This window comes from Burkholderia sp. MR1-5-21 (assembly GCF_053427715.1).
Map to the genome: position 1 here is coordinate 306,050 of NZ_JBSAXD010000001.1, position 15,508 is coordinate 321,557.

17 protein-coding genes are annotated in these 15,508 nt (G+C 64.9%); 9 read left to right on the forward strand and 8 right to left on the reverse strand.

What is annotated here, in order from left to right:
- The first annotated feature begins 49 nt into the window (after positions 1-49).
- Together speB and ACV229_RS01255 are read left to right on the forward strand one after the other, a co-directional pair.
- Positions 50-1,027 carry an agmatinase gene (gene speB / locus ACV229_RS01250; protein WP_448081294.1) on the forward strand — a complete coding sequence of 326 codons (978 nt, stop codon included), beginning with the start codon at positions 50-52 and terminating at the stop codon, positions 1,025-1,027.
- A 41-nt stretch (positions 1,028-1,068) separates the two neighbouring features.
- Complete coding sequence (locus ACV229_RS01255; RefSeq protein WP_448081295.1) at positions 1,069-2,166, forward strand: polyamine ABC transporter substrate-binding protein; 1,098 nt, start codon at positions 1,069-1,071, stop codon at positions 2,164-2,166.
- Between the two features lie 84 nt (positions 2,167-2,250).
- Here ACV229_RS01255 and ACV229_RS01260 read toward each other — a convergent pair whose 3' ends face one another.
- Positions 2,251-3,192 carry a LysR family transcriptional regulator gene (locus tag ACV229_RS01260; RefSeq protein ID WP_448081296.1) on the reverse strand — a complete coding sequence of 314 codons (942 nt, stop codon included), beginning with the start codon at positions 3,190-3,192 and terminating at the stop codon, positions 2,251-2,253.
- Between the two features lie 140 nt (positions 3,193-3,332).
- Between ACV229_RS01260 and ACV229_RS01265 the strand changes: the two genes are divergently transcribed.
- On the forward strand, positions 3,333-4,097 hold the full coding sequence (locus tag ACV229_RS01265) for a molybdate ABC transporter substrate-binding protein (protein WP_448081297.1): 765 nt from the start codon (positions 3,333-3,335) through the stop codon (positions 4,095-4,097).
- Between the two features lie 15 nt (positions 4,098-4,112).
- Here the strand turns inward: ACV229_RS01265 and ACV229_RS01270 are convergent, their stop codons facing one another.
- Positions 4,113-5,366 carry an epoxide hydrolase family protein gene (locus ACV229_RS01270; protein ID WP_448081557.1) on the reverse strand — a complete coding sequence of 418 codons (1,254 nt, stop codon included), beginning with the start codon at positions 5,364-5,366 and terminating at the stop codon, positions 4,113-4,115.
- Positions 5,367-5,578: 212 nt separating this feature from the next.
- Between ACV229_RS01270 and ACV229_RS01275 the strand changes: the two genes are divergently transcribed.
- From ACV229_RS01275 to ACV229_RS01285, 3 genes are all read left to right on the forward strand, one after another.
- Entirely contained in the window at positions 5,579-6,490 is a 912-nt protein-coding gene (locus tag ACV229_RS01275) for a LysR family transcriptional regulator (RefSeq protein WP_448081298.1), read from the forward strand.
- Positions 6,491-6,641: 151 nt separating this feature from the next.
- Positions 6,642-6,920: a hypothetical protein gene (locus ACV229_RS01280; RefSeq protein ID WP_448081299.1), complete on the forward strand. Its 279-nt coding sequence runs from the start codon at positions 6,642-6,644 to the stop codon at positions 6,918-6,920.
- A 232-nt stretch (positions 6,921-7,152) separates the two neighbouring features.
- Positions 7,153-7,686, forward strand: a complete 534-nt coding sequence (locus ACV229_RS01285) for an N-acetyltransferase family protein (protein ID WP_448081300.1) — start codon at positions 7,153-7,155, stop codon at positions 7,684-7,686.
- Positions 7,687-7,745: 59 nt separating this feature from the next.
- On the opposite strand, the gene ACV229_RS01290 is transcribed toward ACV229_RS01285, so the two are convergent.
- Positions 7,746-8,045 (reverse strand): hypothetical protein, encoded by a 300-nt coding sequence (locus ACV229_RS01290; protein ID WP_448081301.1) that lies wholly within the window; start codon positions 8,043-8,045, stop codon positions 7,746-7,748.
- Between the two features lie 380 nt (positions 8,046-8,425).
- Between ACV229_RS01290 and ACV229_RS01295 the strand changes: the two genes are divergently transcribed.
- On the forward strand, positions 8,426-8,824 hold the full coding sequence (locus ACV229_RS01295; RefSeq protein ID WP_448081302.1) for a hypothetical protein: 399 nt from the start codon (positions 8,426-8,428) through the stop codon (positions 8,822-8,824).
- Between the two features lie 40 nt (positions 8,825-8,864).
- Here the strand turns inward: ACV229_RS01295 and ACV229_RS01300 are convergent, their stop codons facing one another.
- Genes ACV229_RS01300 through ACV229_RS01320 form a run of 5 tightly spaced genes read right to left on the reverse strand, consistent with a single transcriptional unit; the run spans position 8,865 to position 12,840 of the window.
- Positions 8,865-9,392 carry an acyltransferase gene (locus ACV229_RS01300; protein WP_448081303.1) on the reverse strand — a complete coding sequence of 176 codons (528 nt, stop codon included), beginning with the start codon at positions 9,390-9,392 and terminating at the stop codon, positions 8,865-8,867.
- A 47-nt stretch (positions 9,393-9,439) separates the two neighbouring features.
- The gene (locus ACV229_RS01305) at positions 9,440-10,372 is read right to left on the reverse strand and encodes an electron transfer flavoprotein subunit alpha/FixB family protein (RefSeq protein ID WP_448081304.1); all 933 of its coding nucleotides are present in this window, start codon (positions 10,370-10,372) and stop codon (positions 9,440-9,442) included.
- 14 nt (positions 10,373-10,386) lie between these two features.
- Positions 10,387-11,136: an electron transfer flavoprotein subunit beta/FixA family protein gene (locus tag ACV229_RS01310; protein WP_448081305.1), complete on the reverse strand. Its 750-nt coding sequence runs from the start codon at positions 11,134-11,136 to the stop codon at positions 10,387-10,389.
- A 37-nt stretch (positions 11,137-11,173) separates the two neighbouring features.
- On the reverse strand, positions 11,174-11,962 hold the full coding sequence (locus tag ACV229_RS01315; RefSeq protein WP_448081306.1) for an SDR family NAD(P)-dependent oxidoreductase: 789 nt from the start codon (positions 11,960-11,962) through the stop codon (positions 11,174-11,176).
- Positions 11,963-12,003: 41 nt separating this feature from the next.
- Positions 12,004-12,840, reverse strand: coding sequence for an alpha/beta fold hydrolase (locus ACV229_RS01320; protein WP_448081307.1), 837 nt, complete (start codon positions 12,838-12,840; stop codon positions 12,004-12,006).
- Between the two features lie 141 nt (positions 12,841-12,981).
- Between ACV229_RS01320 and ACV229_RS01325 the strand changes: the two genes are divergently transcribed.
- Positions 12,982-13,773 (forward strand): SDR family oxidoreductase, encoded by a 792-nt coding sequence (locus ACV229_RS01325; protein ID WP_448081308.1) that lies wholly within the window; start codon positions 12,982-12,984, stop codon positions 13,771-13,773.
- A 159-nt stretch (positions 13,774-13,932) separates the two neighbouring features.
- Positions 13,933-15,495, forward strand: coding sequence for a DUF1302 domain-containing protein (locus ACV229_RS01330; protein WP_448081309.1), 1,563 nt, complete (start codon positions 13,933-13,935; stop codon positions 15,493-15,495).
- Positions 15,496-15,508 lie beyond the last annotated feature (13 nt).

A 15,508-nucleotide genomic window follows, 5' to 3' on the forward strand; every position in this document is an offset into this window, starting at 1 on the left:
AGAAATATTTGTGTGACGGCGCCCACCAAAACTGCCTGGAACGATCCGTATGACCGTGAATCTTGCGCCCTCCCATCTCACACGAACCGCCGCGGCGGGCATCGACGGGCAACCGTCGCCGCCGACCTACGCCGGCGTGCTGTCCTTCATGCGCCGGCCGTACACGCGCGATCTCGACGGCGTCGACGTCGCCGTATCCGGCATTCCGCTCGACCTCGCCACGACCTTCCGCCCCGGCACCCGTTTCGGCCCGGCAGGCATGCGGGCCGCGTCGGTGATGGTGTCCGAGCTGGGTGCGTATCCGTGGGGCATCGACCCGTTCGATCACCTGAATGTGGTCGACTACGGCGACTGCTGGTTCGACGCCCACAATCCGCTCGGCATTCGCGACGCGATCGTCGCCCACGCGCGCGGCATTCTGGCAACCGGCACACGCATGCTGACGATGGGCGGCGACCACTACATCACCTACCCGCTGCTCGTCGCGCACGCGGAAAAGTACGGCAAGCCGCTGAGCCTGATCCACTTCGACGCGCATTCCGACACCTGGCGGGACGACAACCCCGATTCGCTGAATCACGGCACGATGTTCTACAAGGCGATCCGCGACGGACTCATCGATCCCGCACGTTCGGTGCAGATCGGCATTCGGACATGGAACGAGGACTTCATGGGCGTGCGCGTTCTGGATGCGCCGTGGGTGCATCGCAACGGCACGCAGGCGACCATCGCCGAAGTGCTGGCAATCGTGGGCGATGCGCCGGCCTACCTGACTTTCGACATCGACTGCCTCGATCCGGCCTTCGCGCCTGGCACGGGCACACCGGTCGCAGGCGGTCTCAGTTCGGCGCAGGCGCTCGAAATCGTGCGCGCGCTGGGCCCCGTCAACCTGGTCGGTGCGGACGTGGTGGAAGTGTCGCCGCCTTACGACATCAGCGGCGTGACCGCACTCGCCGCCGCTCATCTCGCCGTCGACATGCTGTGCCTGATGCGCAATCAGAAGCTGCAGCGCCATCAGCGCATGTAAGACGGCCAAACGCTTTATCGAACCCTTTCCGGAAGACCATCATGTCCCACCCGATCATGAAGCCGATGCTGGCGGCGCTGCTCTGTGCGTTCGGCGCAAGCGCGCATGCCGAAGACAAGCAGCTCAACCTGTACAACTGGGCCGACTACATTGCGAAAGACACCGTCCCGAATTTTGAAAAGGAATCCGGAATTCACGTTCGCTATGACGTGTACGACGGCGACGAAACCTTGCAGGCGAAACTGCTGACCGGGTCGACCGGCTACGACGTCGTGGTGCCGACCTCGAACTTTCTCGCGAAGCAGATCGAAGCGGGCATCTACCAGAAGCTCGAAAAATCGAAGCTGCCGAACCTCGCGAACCTGGACCGCAATCTGCTGAAGCTCGTCGCGAACGCGGACCCCGGCAATCAATACGCGGTACCGTGGGCATGGGGCACCACAGGACTCGGCTACAACGTCACGCGCGTGAAGAAGGTTCTCGGCAACGATGCGCCGCTCGATAACTGGGACATCCTCTTCAAGCCCGAATATCTGAGCAAGCTGAAGACGTGCGGCGTCTCCGTGCTCGATGCGCCGTCCGACGTGTTCGCCGTCACGCTGCACTACATCGGCAAGGACCCGAACAGCGAGAATCCGGCCGACTACCAGGCCGCCTATGACGTGCTGAAGAAGATTCGCCCCTACATCACGCAATTCAACGCGACCACCTACATCAACGATCTCGCCGGCGACGACATCTGCTTTGCGCTGAGCTGGTCGGGCGATGTGTCGATGGCGAGCCATCGCGCACGCGAAGCCAACAAGCGCTACGAGATCAAATACTTCATTCCGGCCGGTGGCGCGCCGGTGTGGTTCGACATGATGGCGATCCCGAAAGATGCGCCGCACCCGCAGGCCGCGCTCGCGTGGATCAACTATATCGAGCGCCCCGAAGTGCATGCGGCCATCACCAACGAGGTGTTCTATCCCAATGCCGATGAGGCCGCGCGCAAGTTCGTGCGCCCCGAGATCCTGAACGATCCGACCGTGTATCCGCCTGAGCCGGTACTGAAAACGCTGTTCCTGCTCAAGCCGCTGCCGGCGACGATCAAGCGGCTGGAAAGCAGGCTGTGGACGCAGTTGAAGTCCGGGGGTTAGGCATTCGGCGCCAGCCCTGGCCTCGCTCGGTTCATTGTCGTCCCCGCGCGGCCAGGGATCCCCTGTTCAACGACCGATCCGGGATCAACCTGCCGACAGCGATCTGGCCAGCATGCGCGCGTGCTCGGCGAAGCGCTCGGCAACCGGGCTCAGCGTCCGGTTCCTCAGCGTGATCAGCATCGTCGGGACAGTCCAGGTCGGCAGGTCGATCGGCAGCACCTTGATCCATTCCTGATCGGGACCGAAACGCAGCAGCGAATGCGGCATGACCGTCACGAAACGCCCGGTGCGGAGCAACGTGCGACGCAGATTCAGCGATCCGGTCAGCGTGCGCGCGCTCGGCGGATCCGCACCGATCGCGCGGAACGCTTCAACGATCGGCGAATGCGGCGCGACCTCGTTCGGCGACAGGATCCATGGCGCGTCGACAAGATCGACGAGCGTGACCCGGCGCCGTGTCCTGGCCCATTCGCTACGGTTCGACACGACGATCCGCATCTGCTCGTGAAACAGCGATTCGCCTTGCATGTCCGGATCGGGTGCCGCAGCGAATGGCCTCGCAATCACCAGCTCGCAGATTCGTTCGCGCAGGAAGTGAGTCTGCAGCACGGGGGCGTCGCCCGATGCGACCGAGAAAATCAGGCGTGGATGTCGATGCGACATTTCGTCGATGATGGCTGCGGCCAGCCCGGCGGTGATCGTCTCCACGCATCCGATGCTGAGCTCACCGCCTTCGGGATCCGACAGAAACTCGATCTCGGCCGCGCCACGCAGCAACTCGTCGAAGATCACGGTGCCGCGCTTGAGGAGCGCCTGCCCGAATACGGTCGGCTCGACGCCATGCCGGCTGCGATCCAGCAGACGTACGCCAAGCGCGTTCTCCAGGTCCGCTATCGCTTTCGATACGGCCGGCTGCGACATGTGAAGCTGCTCGGCTGCCTTGCGCATTCCGCCCGCGTTGACGACCGTCATCAGCGTGTCGAGGTCGCGCAGTTTCAGCCGTCGTCGGAGTCGGTCGCCGTCCATGTCCGGGCCTATTCGATTTCGTGATCACGCCATCGTAATTTGAAATTATCTGTTTATCAAACGGCAACCTAGGATGGTACTCGGGACGGCCTTGCGAGCCTGCAAGCCGCAGCGGCAAGCGAACGCGAGAGGAGACGGCGATGATCATTCCCGTGCTGGTGAATATCTGCCTCATTGCGTTCCTGGCGCTCATCGGGCTCGGCGTGGCGCGCGCGGACGACCTCAAGGTCTTCAGCACGCCCACGCTGAAGTCGACGCTTGCGGAAATCGCGCCCGAGTTCGAGCGGCAGACCGGCCGTCATCTTGCAGCCACGTTCGACAACGCGGCGACGCTGAAGCGGCGGATCGAGGCGCGGGAGGCATTCGATGTCGCGATCCTGCTGCCCGATCAGATCGACGATCTGATTCGTGCGGGCCGAATCGTATCGAGCACACGCGCCGACATTGCGAAAGCCACGGTCGGCATGGCGGTGCGCGCGGACGCGCCTGCGCCCGACATCGGGACTGTCGACTCGTTCAGGCGGGCGTTGATGAGCATCCATTCGCTGTCCTGGTCGCCCGGGAGCGCGAGCGGCGCTTATCTCATCGACCTGCTCGGCCGGCTGGGCGTCGCGGACACGGTCAGGTCGCATCTCGTGCCCGTGCAGGGCGGCGACGTGGTCGCTGCGGTCGCGGGCGGCACGGCCGATGCGACCGTCATCACCGTGCCCAATATCGTCGGCGTCCCGGGCGTCCGCCTGGCTGGCTTGCTGCCGCCGGAACTGCAGCACGACACGGTCTATACGGCTGGCATTGCCACCTATACAGAGGATCCGGACGGGGCGAAGGCGCTGATCCGCCTTCTGATGTCTGCCGAGGCGACCGCGGTGCTGCACACGAAGGGGCTCGAGCGGCCGACGCCATGACCGGCATTGCCGGATTCAGCGCATCCGGCTGAAGCAAGCGCGCAACTCGGCGACGAAGAGTTCCGGCTGCTCGAAGGCGGCAAAATGCCCGCCTTTCGCGACTTCGTTCCAGTAGAAGAGCTTCGAGTAGGTGCGCTCGCCCCAGATTCTCGGTGGTCGGGAGATCTCGCCGGGAAAGACGGACACGCCGACGGGGATATCGAGTAGCTGCCGCGAAAAGTCCGTCCCGAAGCTTTCAAAGTACAGGCGCGCGGAGGACGCTCCTGTATTGGTCAGCCAATACAGCGTGATGTTATCGAGCATCTCGTCGCGCGACAGCTCTCGTTCCGGCTCGTTGTCGGTGTCCGACCATTGGGCGAACTTCTCGTAGATCCACGCAGCTTGACCGGCCGGCGAATCCGAAAGACTGTAGCCGATCGTCTGCGGCCTCGTGGACTGGAGCCTCGAATATCCCATGCCGTTGTTGGCGAACGCTGCGCCTCTGGCGAGCGCAACCTTTTCTTCGGCGGTCGGTTCCCCTTCGACCGGCGGCGGAAACAGAATGGGAAGGTTCAGGTGGATCGCCTTCAGTCCCTCCACATGCTGCTTGGCCATCCATGTCGTGACGCCTGCCCCCCAGTCTCCACCTTGCGCAACCCAGCTCGTATAGCCCAATCGATTCATCAGCACGGCCCAGGCTTTCGCAATATGTGGCAAGCCCCACCCGCGCCCGGTCGGCTTGTCGGAAAAGCCATATCCCGGCAGCGACGGCACGACGACATGGAAAGCGTCGTCGGGGGTGCCGCCGTGCGCCGTGGGATCCGTCAACGGTTCGATGACTTTGAGGAACTCCACAACGGAGCCCGGCCACCCGTGGGTAAGGATGATCGGCAATGCGTTCGGATGCTTCGACCGCACATGCAGGAAATGGATGCCAAGACCGTCGATGCGGGTCCGGTATTGAGGAAAGCTGTTCAGCCGCCGTGCGATGCGGCGCATATCGTAGCCGGATCGCCAATAGTCCACGAGCGCCATCATCTTGGCCAGCGGCACGCCTTCGGACCAGTCGCCGACCGTCTCCTTCTCGGGAAAGCGCGTGGCCGCGAGCCGTACCTTGAGGTCCTGGAGCGCGGCGGCTGGAATGGCGACCTGAAACGGCGTTACCGCTTCAGAGGTGGACGGAAGCACGATATCGGCCGATTTCGCCGCGGCTTCACGTACCGCGCCAAGACCGGCCCCGAGGCCCAGCGCGCCAAGCCACGCGCTCGCGCGAAGCACTTTGCGGCGCATCAAGTCCATGCCGGATGCTCCCGAAGCGTCGGACGAAGAGGGTGTCATGAGAAGTCCTTGTACGTTTGATGCGGCGAAATCGACGCCGAAACGGCACCGCGCCGCTTCCATGTCGCGTCACTGCTGATGCCGGCGCTACTGTACAAAGCCGTGGCGTGTTGAATAAAGTGGCCGAACTCGATAACTTTATCCACCTGGGTGGATAATCCGACATGGACCAACTGCTTGCCATTCGTGTGTTCGCCAGCGTTGTCGAAGCGGGCGCATTCACCCGTGCCGCCGATTCGCTCGACATGCCGCTCGCAACAGTGAGCAAGCTCGTGCGTTCGCTGGAGCAGCATCTCGGCGTCAGGCTGCTGCAGCGCACGACGCGACGCGTCACCATCACGCCCGAGGGCGCCGCATACTACGAGCGCAGCGCGCGCGTGCTGAAGGAGCTCGAGGACATCGACTCGAGTTTCGCCAGCGCCCATCAGCGTCCGCGTGGACGGCTGCGCATCGACATCGGCTCGGCGAGCGCAAGCGCCGTGTTGATCCCTGCCCTGCCCGACTTCATTGCGCGATACCCCGACATACGTGTCGATCTCGGCGTGAGCGACCGGCGGGTCGATCTCATCGGGGAGAACGTCGATTGCGTCGTCCGCGGCGGCAAGGCCGACGCGCTCTCGCTGATCGCGCGTCCCCTTGGCCGTGCATCGTGGGTGACGTGCGCGACGCCCGATTATCTGAAGCAGCACGGCAGACCGAAGCATCCCGGCCAGTTGCAAAGCGGCCACCGCATCGTGAGCTATGTTTCCCCACGAACCGGACGCGTGATGCCGATGCGTTTTCAGAAGGGCAGCGAGCGAATCGAAATCGGCGGCGTGCAAGGCATGGGGATCAACGACAGCAATGCCCATGTCGCGGCTGCGCTGGCCGGCCTCGGGGTGATTCAGACATTCTCGTTTGCGGCAAGGGACGCGATCGCGCGTGGCGAGCTTGTGACTATCTTGTCGGCGTGGCAGCCGGATCCCTACCCGTACTTCCTCGTGTACCCGCCAGACAGGCACATGAGCCAGCGGTTGCGCGTCTTCATCGAGTGGGCGACCCAGCGGTTCGAACACCAGTTCGATCGGACAACGTAGCCGTCGTCGCGAAACCGGCCGTTTCGAGTCGCCGGTTGTCGGGTGCGACCTGCCGTTGCCGGAACAGCCACACACCTGCGTTCGTCCAACGCGACAATCGCGCCCTATTCGATGGTGCTAGGATCCAAAGACGACCACACTGGAGACGAACATGGCCCGCGCTGAGAACACGCACAACGGCTTTGAATATTCAGTTCAAACGCTCCCGAAACAAGGCGTAGGCGGTGCGGATTTGCAGATATTCGGGTTCCACGGCTTCGTGCTTGTCCCGAACGACACCGATGCCCAGCCCGCCATGCAAATTCCGGTTCAATGCCTTGCGGAAGAGGGCTACCGTCGCGAAAGCTGGGCGCTGGATGCTGCGATTGACGAAGCCAAAGCCATCATCGACGGCAGGCGTCCGCTGAAAGGCCCGCCAGCGCGCCGATAAGGGCGGCAGACTCATGCCGGCCTGAGGTCTGCCGTTCGCTGCCCAAGAACGAACGACCGATACGGGCCGGCTACCGAAAATGCCCGCCGAGTCGACAGTGGCCGGCCGGCACCCACTTCGAATCTCGGGTTCGGGTCGGTAACAGACAGTCGACGGCGCTGCTCGGATCGTCGAGAATTCCTTGCGGGCACCCGCGCCCACCAACAAAGGTCTGTATCCGCGAGATCCTCAAATGACTGGAATATTCATCAGGTCCGCAAATATCGGCGATGCTCAAAGGATCGCCGATTTTCATGTGAAGGTCTGGCGGCACACCTACCACGATCTTGCGCCCAAAGAAGCATACGCAATCCTTGACGAGCAATATCGCGGCAAGAAGTGGAAGGAGAAGCTGGCGTCGAATGACAGCAGCCAGATCGTGCTCATCGCCGAGATCGACGGAAGAATGGTTGGAATCGGATCCGCCGGTCGGCCTTCAGAGTCGATATTCGACGAGCGCGGCGAGATCAAATTCCTTTATGTCGACCCCGACTTCAAGCGCCGGGGCATCGGCCGCGCGTTGCTTGAAAAACTCGCGATGCACTTGAGGGGAGTGCATTATCAGGGGGCCGCTTTAAGCGTCGTCAAGGGAAACGAACCCGCGATCGCCTTTTACGAGTCGCTAAATGGCCGGCAAGCCGGTGAGTACATCGATCCGGGGCCGATCTGGCGATCACGAAACATCGTATTTGTGTGGGACGACGTTGCAAGTCTGATCTCCCGGTAACCGTGGCAGCGTGCTCACATGAGCCGGGTCGAATGCTGGACGCACTCGCCCCGATCCCGTCATGCAATCAACGAAACGACGATCGCGCACCACACTGCGCTTGCGCCGCACAGGAAAACGCGGCGGGCAACGAGCATCCGGGATTCGTCGTTGGGTTTCGTCATCGGCGAGGTGGCGAGAAATGGCACGCTGGCCAAGCACGCGAAGCCGGCCAGCGCCAGGACGACGACGAGGCGTTCGCCGAGCCGCCACGGCATCGGCTCGTGCAGCCCCCAGTAGCCGAGGAAGAGCATGCCCATCGAAAACATCGTCGCGGCTGCCGAACTGAGCGCGACCACCGATCCCGTTGGAAATTGCATGGGGTTCTCCCGTCGCGCGTCGCGCGCGATGTCGGACCATTATCCGGGGACGGGCGGGCAAAGGGCAATCGCGGCCAGTGAATGCGACCTGTCCGGCGGCTTCCGGACAAGACGGTTGCGGTTGGCGGGATGACCCCGGGATGGCGTTCGTGGTCGGCGCAACTCGCGTGCCGCGTGGTTCGGCGGCCGGCGGAGCCGGATGCGTTTCTCCTCGATGTTCCGTTTTGTCTGATCGATGCGCCGCCTGCCGTGATGTCGTAGGGCCATGCGGCGTGGAACGACGCACCGCAAGCCATTCTCCAAGCATTATGAAAGGGATGGATTCCGGTGCCTGCGGTGCGGAATGCCAACGCACGCGACCGTAGCGGAGGACACGCATCATGAAGATGATCCGGTCGGCTTTGCTCGCAGCATGGGCTTGCATCGGTCTCGCTGCGTCGGCGCAGAGCACCGCGCCTCCCGCGGGTGCGTCTCAGAAGACGGCATTGGACGCAGACGCACGAACGATCGACATCGTGTCGGGCACGTATGGTCAAAACTGTGGCGCACGGCGCGGCAACGCAACGCATGACCTTGCGCGCCGGTGCGACGGCCGCCTGACCTGTGACTACATCCTGAACCGCACCTTCGGCGCCGGCGCAGCGAGTTGCCGTCGCGGTTTTCTGGCCGAATGGCGGTGCAGCAACACCGAATTCCATACCGCAGCGCTCAGCGCCGGGGCAAAATCCGGCGACGTGCTGGTACTGAGCTGCGAACGACAGGACGGTCCGGGCAGATAGGTGACGGATGAATCTGGTGCCGCCGAGCGGCACGGCCGGTTCAGCCGTCAATACGCCTGAGCGTGCGCAGGCAATCCGCCGCGAGCTGCTGATAAATGCGCGTACCGTGCGCCTTCGCTTCGATTTCGGCGTCGCTCAGCCGGCGCACCACCCGCCCCGGCACGCCGGCGAGCAGCACGCCGGGCGGCACGTCGAGACCGGCCTTCACGAACGCGCACGCGGCGACGATGGTCTTTTCGCCGATCGTCGCGCCGTCCATCACGACGGCGTTCATCCCGATCATCGTGTCGGGCAGCAGCGTCGCACCATGCACGATCGCCCCGTGGCCGACGTGACTGTTCACGCCGAGCCGGCAGGTTTCGCCGATGCCGACGTGCAGCGTGCAGCCGTCCTGCACGTTGCTGCCGTCCTCGACGACGATCGCACCGAAATCGCCGCGCAGGCTCGCATGCGGACCGATGTAGCAGCACGCGCCGATCGTCACGTCGCCGATCACGACGGCGCTCGGGTGCACATAGGCGGACGCGTGCACCCGCGGTTGCACCCCGTTGAATTCGAAAAGCGTCATCGTGTCGGTCCGTGTGCGGGGTCGGTGGAGCGTCTGCGCGACGTTGATCAGAGCGCGGCCGCGGCTTCGGGCACCAGCGTGAACAGATCGCCGACCAGACCGAAGTCTGCAACGCTGAAGATCGGTGCTTCGGGATCCTTGTTGATCGCGACGATCACATTCGAATCCTTCATGCCGGCCAGGTGCTGGATCGCGCCCGAGATGCCGACCGCGATGTACAGCTGCGGTGCGACGATCTTGCCGGTCTGGCCCACTTGATAGTCGTTCGGCACGTAGCCTGCGTCGACTGCCGCGCGCGATGCGCCGAGTGCAGCCTGAAGCTTGTCTGCCAGCGGTTCCAGCACCTTCGTGTAGTTTTCGCCGCTGCCGAGGCCACGGCCGCCGGAAACGATGATGTTCGCCGACGTCAGTTCCGGACGGTCCAGCTTCGTCACTTCACGACTCACGAACTGCGACTTGCCGGCATCCGCCGCCGCTTCGATCTTCTCGACCGCTGCGCTGCCGCCTTCCGCTGCAACCGGGTCGAAGCCCGTCGAACGCACCGTGATCACCTTGATCGGATCGGAAGATTGCACCGTCGCGATCGCGTTGCCTGCATAGATCGGGCGCTCGAACGTGTCGGCCGAATCGACCGCCGTGATGTCCGAGATCTGCGCAACGTCCAGCTTCGCGGCGATACGCGGCGCGATGTTCTTGCCGTAGGCGGTCGCCGGCGCCAGGATGTGCGAATAGTCCCGGGCGATGTTCAGCACCGTCGCTTCGAGGTTCTCTGCAAGCCCTTCCGCCAGTTGCGGCGCGTCTGCCAGCAAGACCTTCGACACGCCTGCAATCTTCGCCGCTGCATCCGCAGCCGCCTGCGCGTCGTGACCCGCAACCAGCACGTGAATGTCGCCGCCAATCTTCTGCGCAGCCGCCACCGTGTTCAGCGTCGCTGCCTTGATCGACGCGTTGTCGTGTTCTGCAATAACCAGAATCGTCATCTCTATCCGCTCCTTTACAGCACCTTGGCCTCGGTCTTCAGCTTCTCGACCAGCGTCTTCACGTCCGGCACCTTCACGCCGGCCGCGCGCTTCGGCGGCTCGGCCACCTTCAGCGTCTTCAGGCGCGGCGTCACGTCCACGCCAAGGTCTTCCGGCTTCACGGTCTCGAGCGGCTTCTTCTTCGCCTTCATGATGTTCGGCAGCGTCACGTAGCGCGGCTCGTTCAGGCGCAGGTCGGTGGTCACCACCGCCGGCAGCGTCAGCGACAGCGTTTCCGCGCCGCCGTCGACTTCACGCGAAACTGTCGCCTTGCCATCCGCCACGACCACCTTCGACGCAAACGTCGCCTGCGCCAGACCCGCCAGCGCAGCCAGCATCTGGCCCGTCTGGTTCGAATCGTCGTCGATCGCCTGCTTGCCGAGGATCACCAGCGAAGGCTGCTCCTTGTCGACCAGCGCCTTCAGCACCTTCGCGACACCCAACGGTTCGACGCCGACATTCGCTTCGACAAGAATCGCGCGGTCCGCGCCGATCGCGAGCGCCGTACGCAGCGTTTCCTGCACCTGCGCGACGCCCACCGACACCGCGACCACCTCGGTCGCGATGCCCGCCTCCTTCAACCGCACGGCCTCCTCCACCGCGATCTCGTCGAACGGGTTCATCGACATCTTCACGTTCGCGATATCGACACCCGACTGATCGGATTTCACGCCGACCTTCACGTTCGCGTCGACGACGCGCTTCACCGCCACCAGCACTTTCAACTGCGTGTCTCCTGTTCCGTTGCGTGGCCGCGCCGTATCAGCGCGCCGTGTAGCCGCCGTCGATCACGAGCTCCGCACCCGTCACGTAGCGGCCTGCCGGCGACACGAGATACAGGATGCCGGCCGCGATGTCGCGCGGGCTGCCGATCCTGCCGAGCGGCACGTGCGTCTGCATGTAGTCGAACGCGGCGTCCGGGTCCTGCCCCATGTGCCGGAACGCTTCCTCGAGCATCGGCGTGCGGATGTAGCCGGGGTGCACCGAGTTCGCGCGGATGTTCTTCGCGGCATACAGCATCGCGTCGACCTTCGCCATCATCCGCACCGCAGCCTTCGACGCGTGATACGCGGGCACGTCCGGGCCGGCGACGATTCCGTACATCGACGACAGGTTGACGATCGACCCGCCGCCCGCCGCCTCGATAAGCGGAATCGCGGCGCGCGTGCACAGGAATACGCCGTTCACGTTCACGTCCTGCACGCGCTGCCACTGCTCGAGCGTGAATTCGTGCGTCGGCTTGTTCGGGCCGTCGATGCCCGCGTTGTTGACGAGCACGTCGAGCCGGCCGAAGCGCGTCGCGATCTCGCCGAACACGCGTGCGACGTCCGCTTCGCGCGTCACGTCGAGCCACCAGTACGCGGCCTGGCCGCCTTGCGCGCGGATCTCCTCGACCAGCGCCTCGGCTTCCTGCGACAGCACGTCGAGGATCGCGACCGTCGCGCCCGCGGCGGCCAGCGTGCGCGCCGTTTCCGCACCGAGCCCGCGTGCCGCGCCGGTGATGGCGGCAACCTTGCCGCGCAGGTCGAACAGTTCTTCGATGAGTTTCATGTCGTCTCCGTTGGTATCCGTTATCCGTTGAGCAGCCCGCGTTACCGCGCACCGAGGGGCGCAAGAAAATCGAGGCATTCCCGATTGAAATATTCGGCGTGTTCGACCATCACCCAGTGGCCGCACCGGTTCATCAGCGTGAAGCGTGCGTCGCGGCAGCGTTCGAGGAACTTCAGCGCGCCGGCGACGGGATTGAACCGATCGTCCGTGCCCCAGAAACCGAGCACCGGGCAGCGCACGTCGGCCAGCGCGCCGGTCAGGTTCGGCACGCTCATCGTCGACAGCACCTCGGTCGGCTGCTCGACGCAAACCCTCATCCGCTCGTCGACGAGCGCGTCGGTGACGATCGCCGGGTCGTGGACGAGCAGCGTCAGCAGCTCGCGCATCGTGTCGCGATTCATCTGCCGATTGGTGAACAGCTGCACCATCCGCTGGATCCCTTCCATCCGGAAGTAGGTTTCGCGGTCCTCGACGCCGCCGGGCGCCATCATGATCAGCCCGGAAACGCTGTCCGGATAGTCGAGCGCGTACTTCAGCGCGATCGCGCCCCCGAGCGAGTTGCCGAGCAGCACGGCCGGGCCGATGCCGAGCGCGTCGAGCTGCGCGCGCAACGCACCGACGAAGAAATCGAGCGTATACGCGACGTCGGACGGCTTCGACGACTGGCCGTAGCCCGGCAGGTCGACCACGATCGCGCGGTGGCCGGCCGCCGCGAACGCCGGGTAGTTGTGCTTGAAGTTGCTGAAGCCGCTCGCGCCGGGGCCGCTGCCGTGGATGAACACCACGGGCCGGCCCGCGCCCGCCTCGAAATGGTGGAGCCGCAAACCGCCGGGCACGTCGGTGAAGGTGCCGCCCGGCACGGTCGTTGGGGTGGTCATGGCTGGTTGTCTCCTTCGTCGGTCGCAGGATGCGTATCCGGATGATTGCGCCGGCCGCCGCAGCCGGCATCATCCTTTCAGACTACGAAGCCGCGCGCGGATCTTCCTATCATCGGCCCCACCTGAGATGGAGACAGACCGATGAACGGATTCGACTACAGCGGCAAGACGGTGCTCGTGACGGGCGGCACCAAGGGCATCGGGCGGCGCATCGCCGAACGCTTCCTCGCGGCGGGCGCGCGGGTATTCGTCTGCGGACGCAGCGCGCCCGACGCGCCGCCCGCGGCCGGCGGGCGCGAAGCCGCATTCATCGCGGCCGACCTGCGCGACATCGAGCAGGTCGATGCGATGCTCGACACGATCCGCGCGACGGCCGGCGGCCTCGACGTGCTCGTCAACAACGCGGGCGGCTCGCCGTTCGCGCTCGCGGCCGACGCGTCGCCGCGCTTCACCGAATCGATCGTGCGCCTGAACCTGATCGCGCCGCTGCAGCTCGCGCAGCGCGTGAACGCGATCATGCAGCCGCAGCCGGACGGCGGCGTGATGCTGTTCATCGCGAGCGTCAGCGCGTCGCGGCCGTCGCCGGGAACGGCCGCCTACGGCGCCGCGAAAGCGGGCCTCGTCAACGCGGTGAGCTCGCTCGCGGTCGAATGGGCGCCACGCGTGCGCGTGTGCGCGATCAGCCCGAGCCTCGTGCAGACCGACGCGGCCACCGACGGGCACTACGGCGACGCCGATGCGCTCGCCGCGATCTGCGCGACGATTCCGGCCGGCCGCCTCGCAACGCCCGACGACGTCGCGTCCGCGTGCCTGTTCCTCGCGTCGCCGGACGCGGCCTACACGTCCGGCGCGAACCTGCGGCTCGACGGCGGCGGCGAACGGCCTGCATTCCTCGCCGCGGCACAGGCCGCAGTACAGGCCACATCGCGGTGAACGGTCGTGCGACGCGCAGCCCGCTGCTGCCACCGTCAGCAGCCCTTAGGGAAGTCCTCTAGTTCATTTTGACGATTCCCTGCTACCGCGATCTCCCTACTCTGCCACTCACGACAACACACATAGTCGACCGTCGTCGATACCCCCAGAGGAGACACCATGCATCAACGGATTTCGCGCCGTACCGACAAGCGGGCAACCGCCACGCTGTCGACGCTGGCCGCCGCGCTGCTCGCATGCGCCCCCACGGCACATGCCGGCAGCACGATCGAGCTCGGCGCCGACACGACGCTGGACTACATGTTCCAGCTCAGCTACGGGCTCGGCATGCGCACGCGTGCGCCGAGCGGCAATCTGCTGACGCCCGCGAACATCAACGGCGACGACGGCGACCGCAACTTCGCGAAGAACAAGCTGATCGAGAACCAGGTCAGCCTGCTCGGCGAAGTGAACCTGAAGCATGACGACTGGGGCGTGTTCGTGCGCGCGGATACGTTCTACGACCAGGCGTACCACCGCCCGAACTACAACGACGCGCCCGGCACGGTCAACCACACGGGCCAGTTCAACGACTTCACGAGCGATGCGCGCTACTGGTCCGGCGGCCACACGACGCTGCTCGCCGCGTATGCGTACAACACGTTCAAGATCGGCGCGACGAGCCTGAACGTGAAGGTCGGCGACCAGGTGGTCGCGTGGGGCGAAAGCCTGTTCTTCCCGAACATCGCGGGCGCACAAGGCCCTGCCGACGCGACGAAATCCTACGTGGCCGGCGCCGAGGTGAAGGACATCCTGCTGCCGGTGCCGCAGATCTCGACACAGTGGCAGATCACGCCGAACTTCAGCCTGCTCGCGTACTACCAGTTCGCATTCAAGGAGAACCGCCTGACCGCGCCGGGCACCTACTGGAGCTACTCGGACGTCGTGGGCCCCGGCGCGCAGTTCATCATCGGCCCGGGCGGGATGCTGATCCCGCGCGGTGCCGACGAGAAGCCGAGCGCCCGCAACCAGTGGGGCATCGGCGCGCGCTTCCGCGTGCTCGGCGACACCGAGCTCGGCGTGTATCACCTGCACTACAACGACATGAACCCGAGTGTCGTCACGTCGTTCTATCCGGTGCTCCAGTACCAGCAGACCTACTTCAACAACATCAAGCTGACCGGCGTGAGCTTCTCGACCCAGGTCGGCCCCGTCAACGTCGCGGGCGAAGCGTCGTACCGGCAAGGCGCCGCCGTGCTCGTCAACACACCGACCGGCGCGCAGGCGACGCGCGCGAACGTCACGCAGGTCAACCTGTCCGGCATCTACTCGATCGGGCCGAGCTTCCTCGCGAATTCGCAGTCGCTGATCGGCGAAATCACGTATGTGCACGCGGGCGGCATCTCGGCCGTCGACGGCTCGACCACGCTCACGAACACGCGCAACGCGCTCGCGCTCGAGGTGGCGTGGACGCTCAGCTACAAGAACGTGTTCAACGGCTGGGATCTCGATGTGCCGCTGACCTACACGCACGACCTGACGGGCACGTCGCCGCTCGCCGGCGCGCTCGGTTCGCTGACGGGCCAGGGCGACCACCGCGTGACCGCGGGCGTCACGTTCACGCGCCTCAGCAACCTGTCGCTGTCGCTCGTCTACGCGAAGTTCCTCGGCTCGCCGAACCCCGTCACGCGTCCGCTCGCCGATCGCGACTACGTGCTGGCAACGGCGACCTACCACTTCTGAGCGGCCCGGCCGC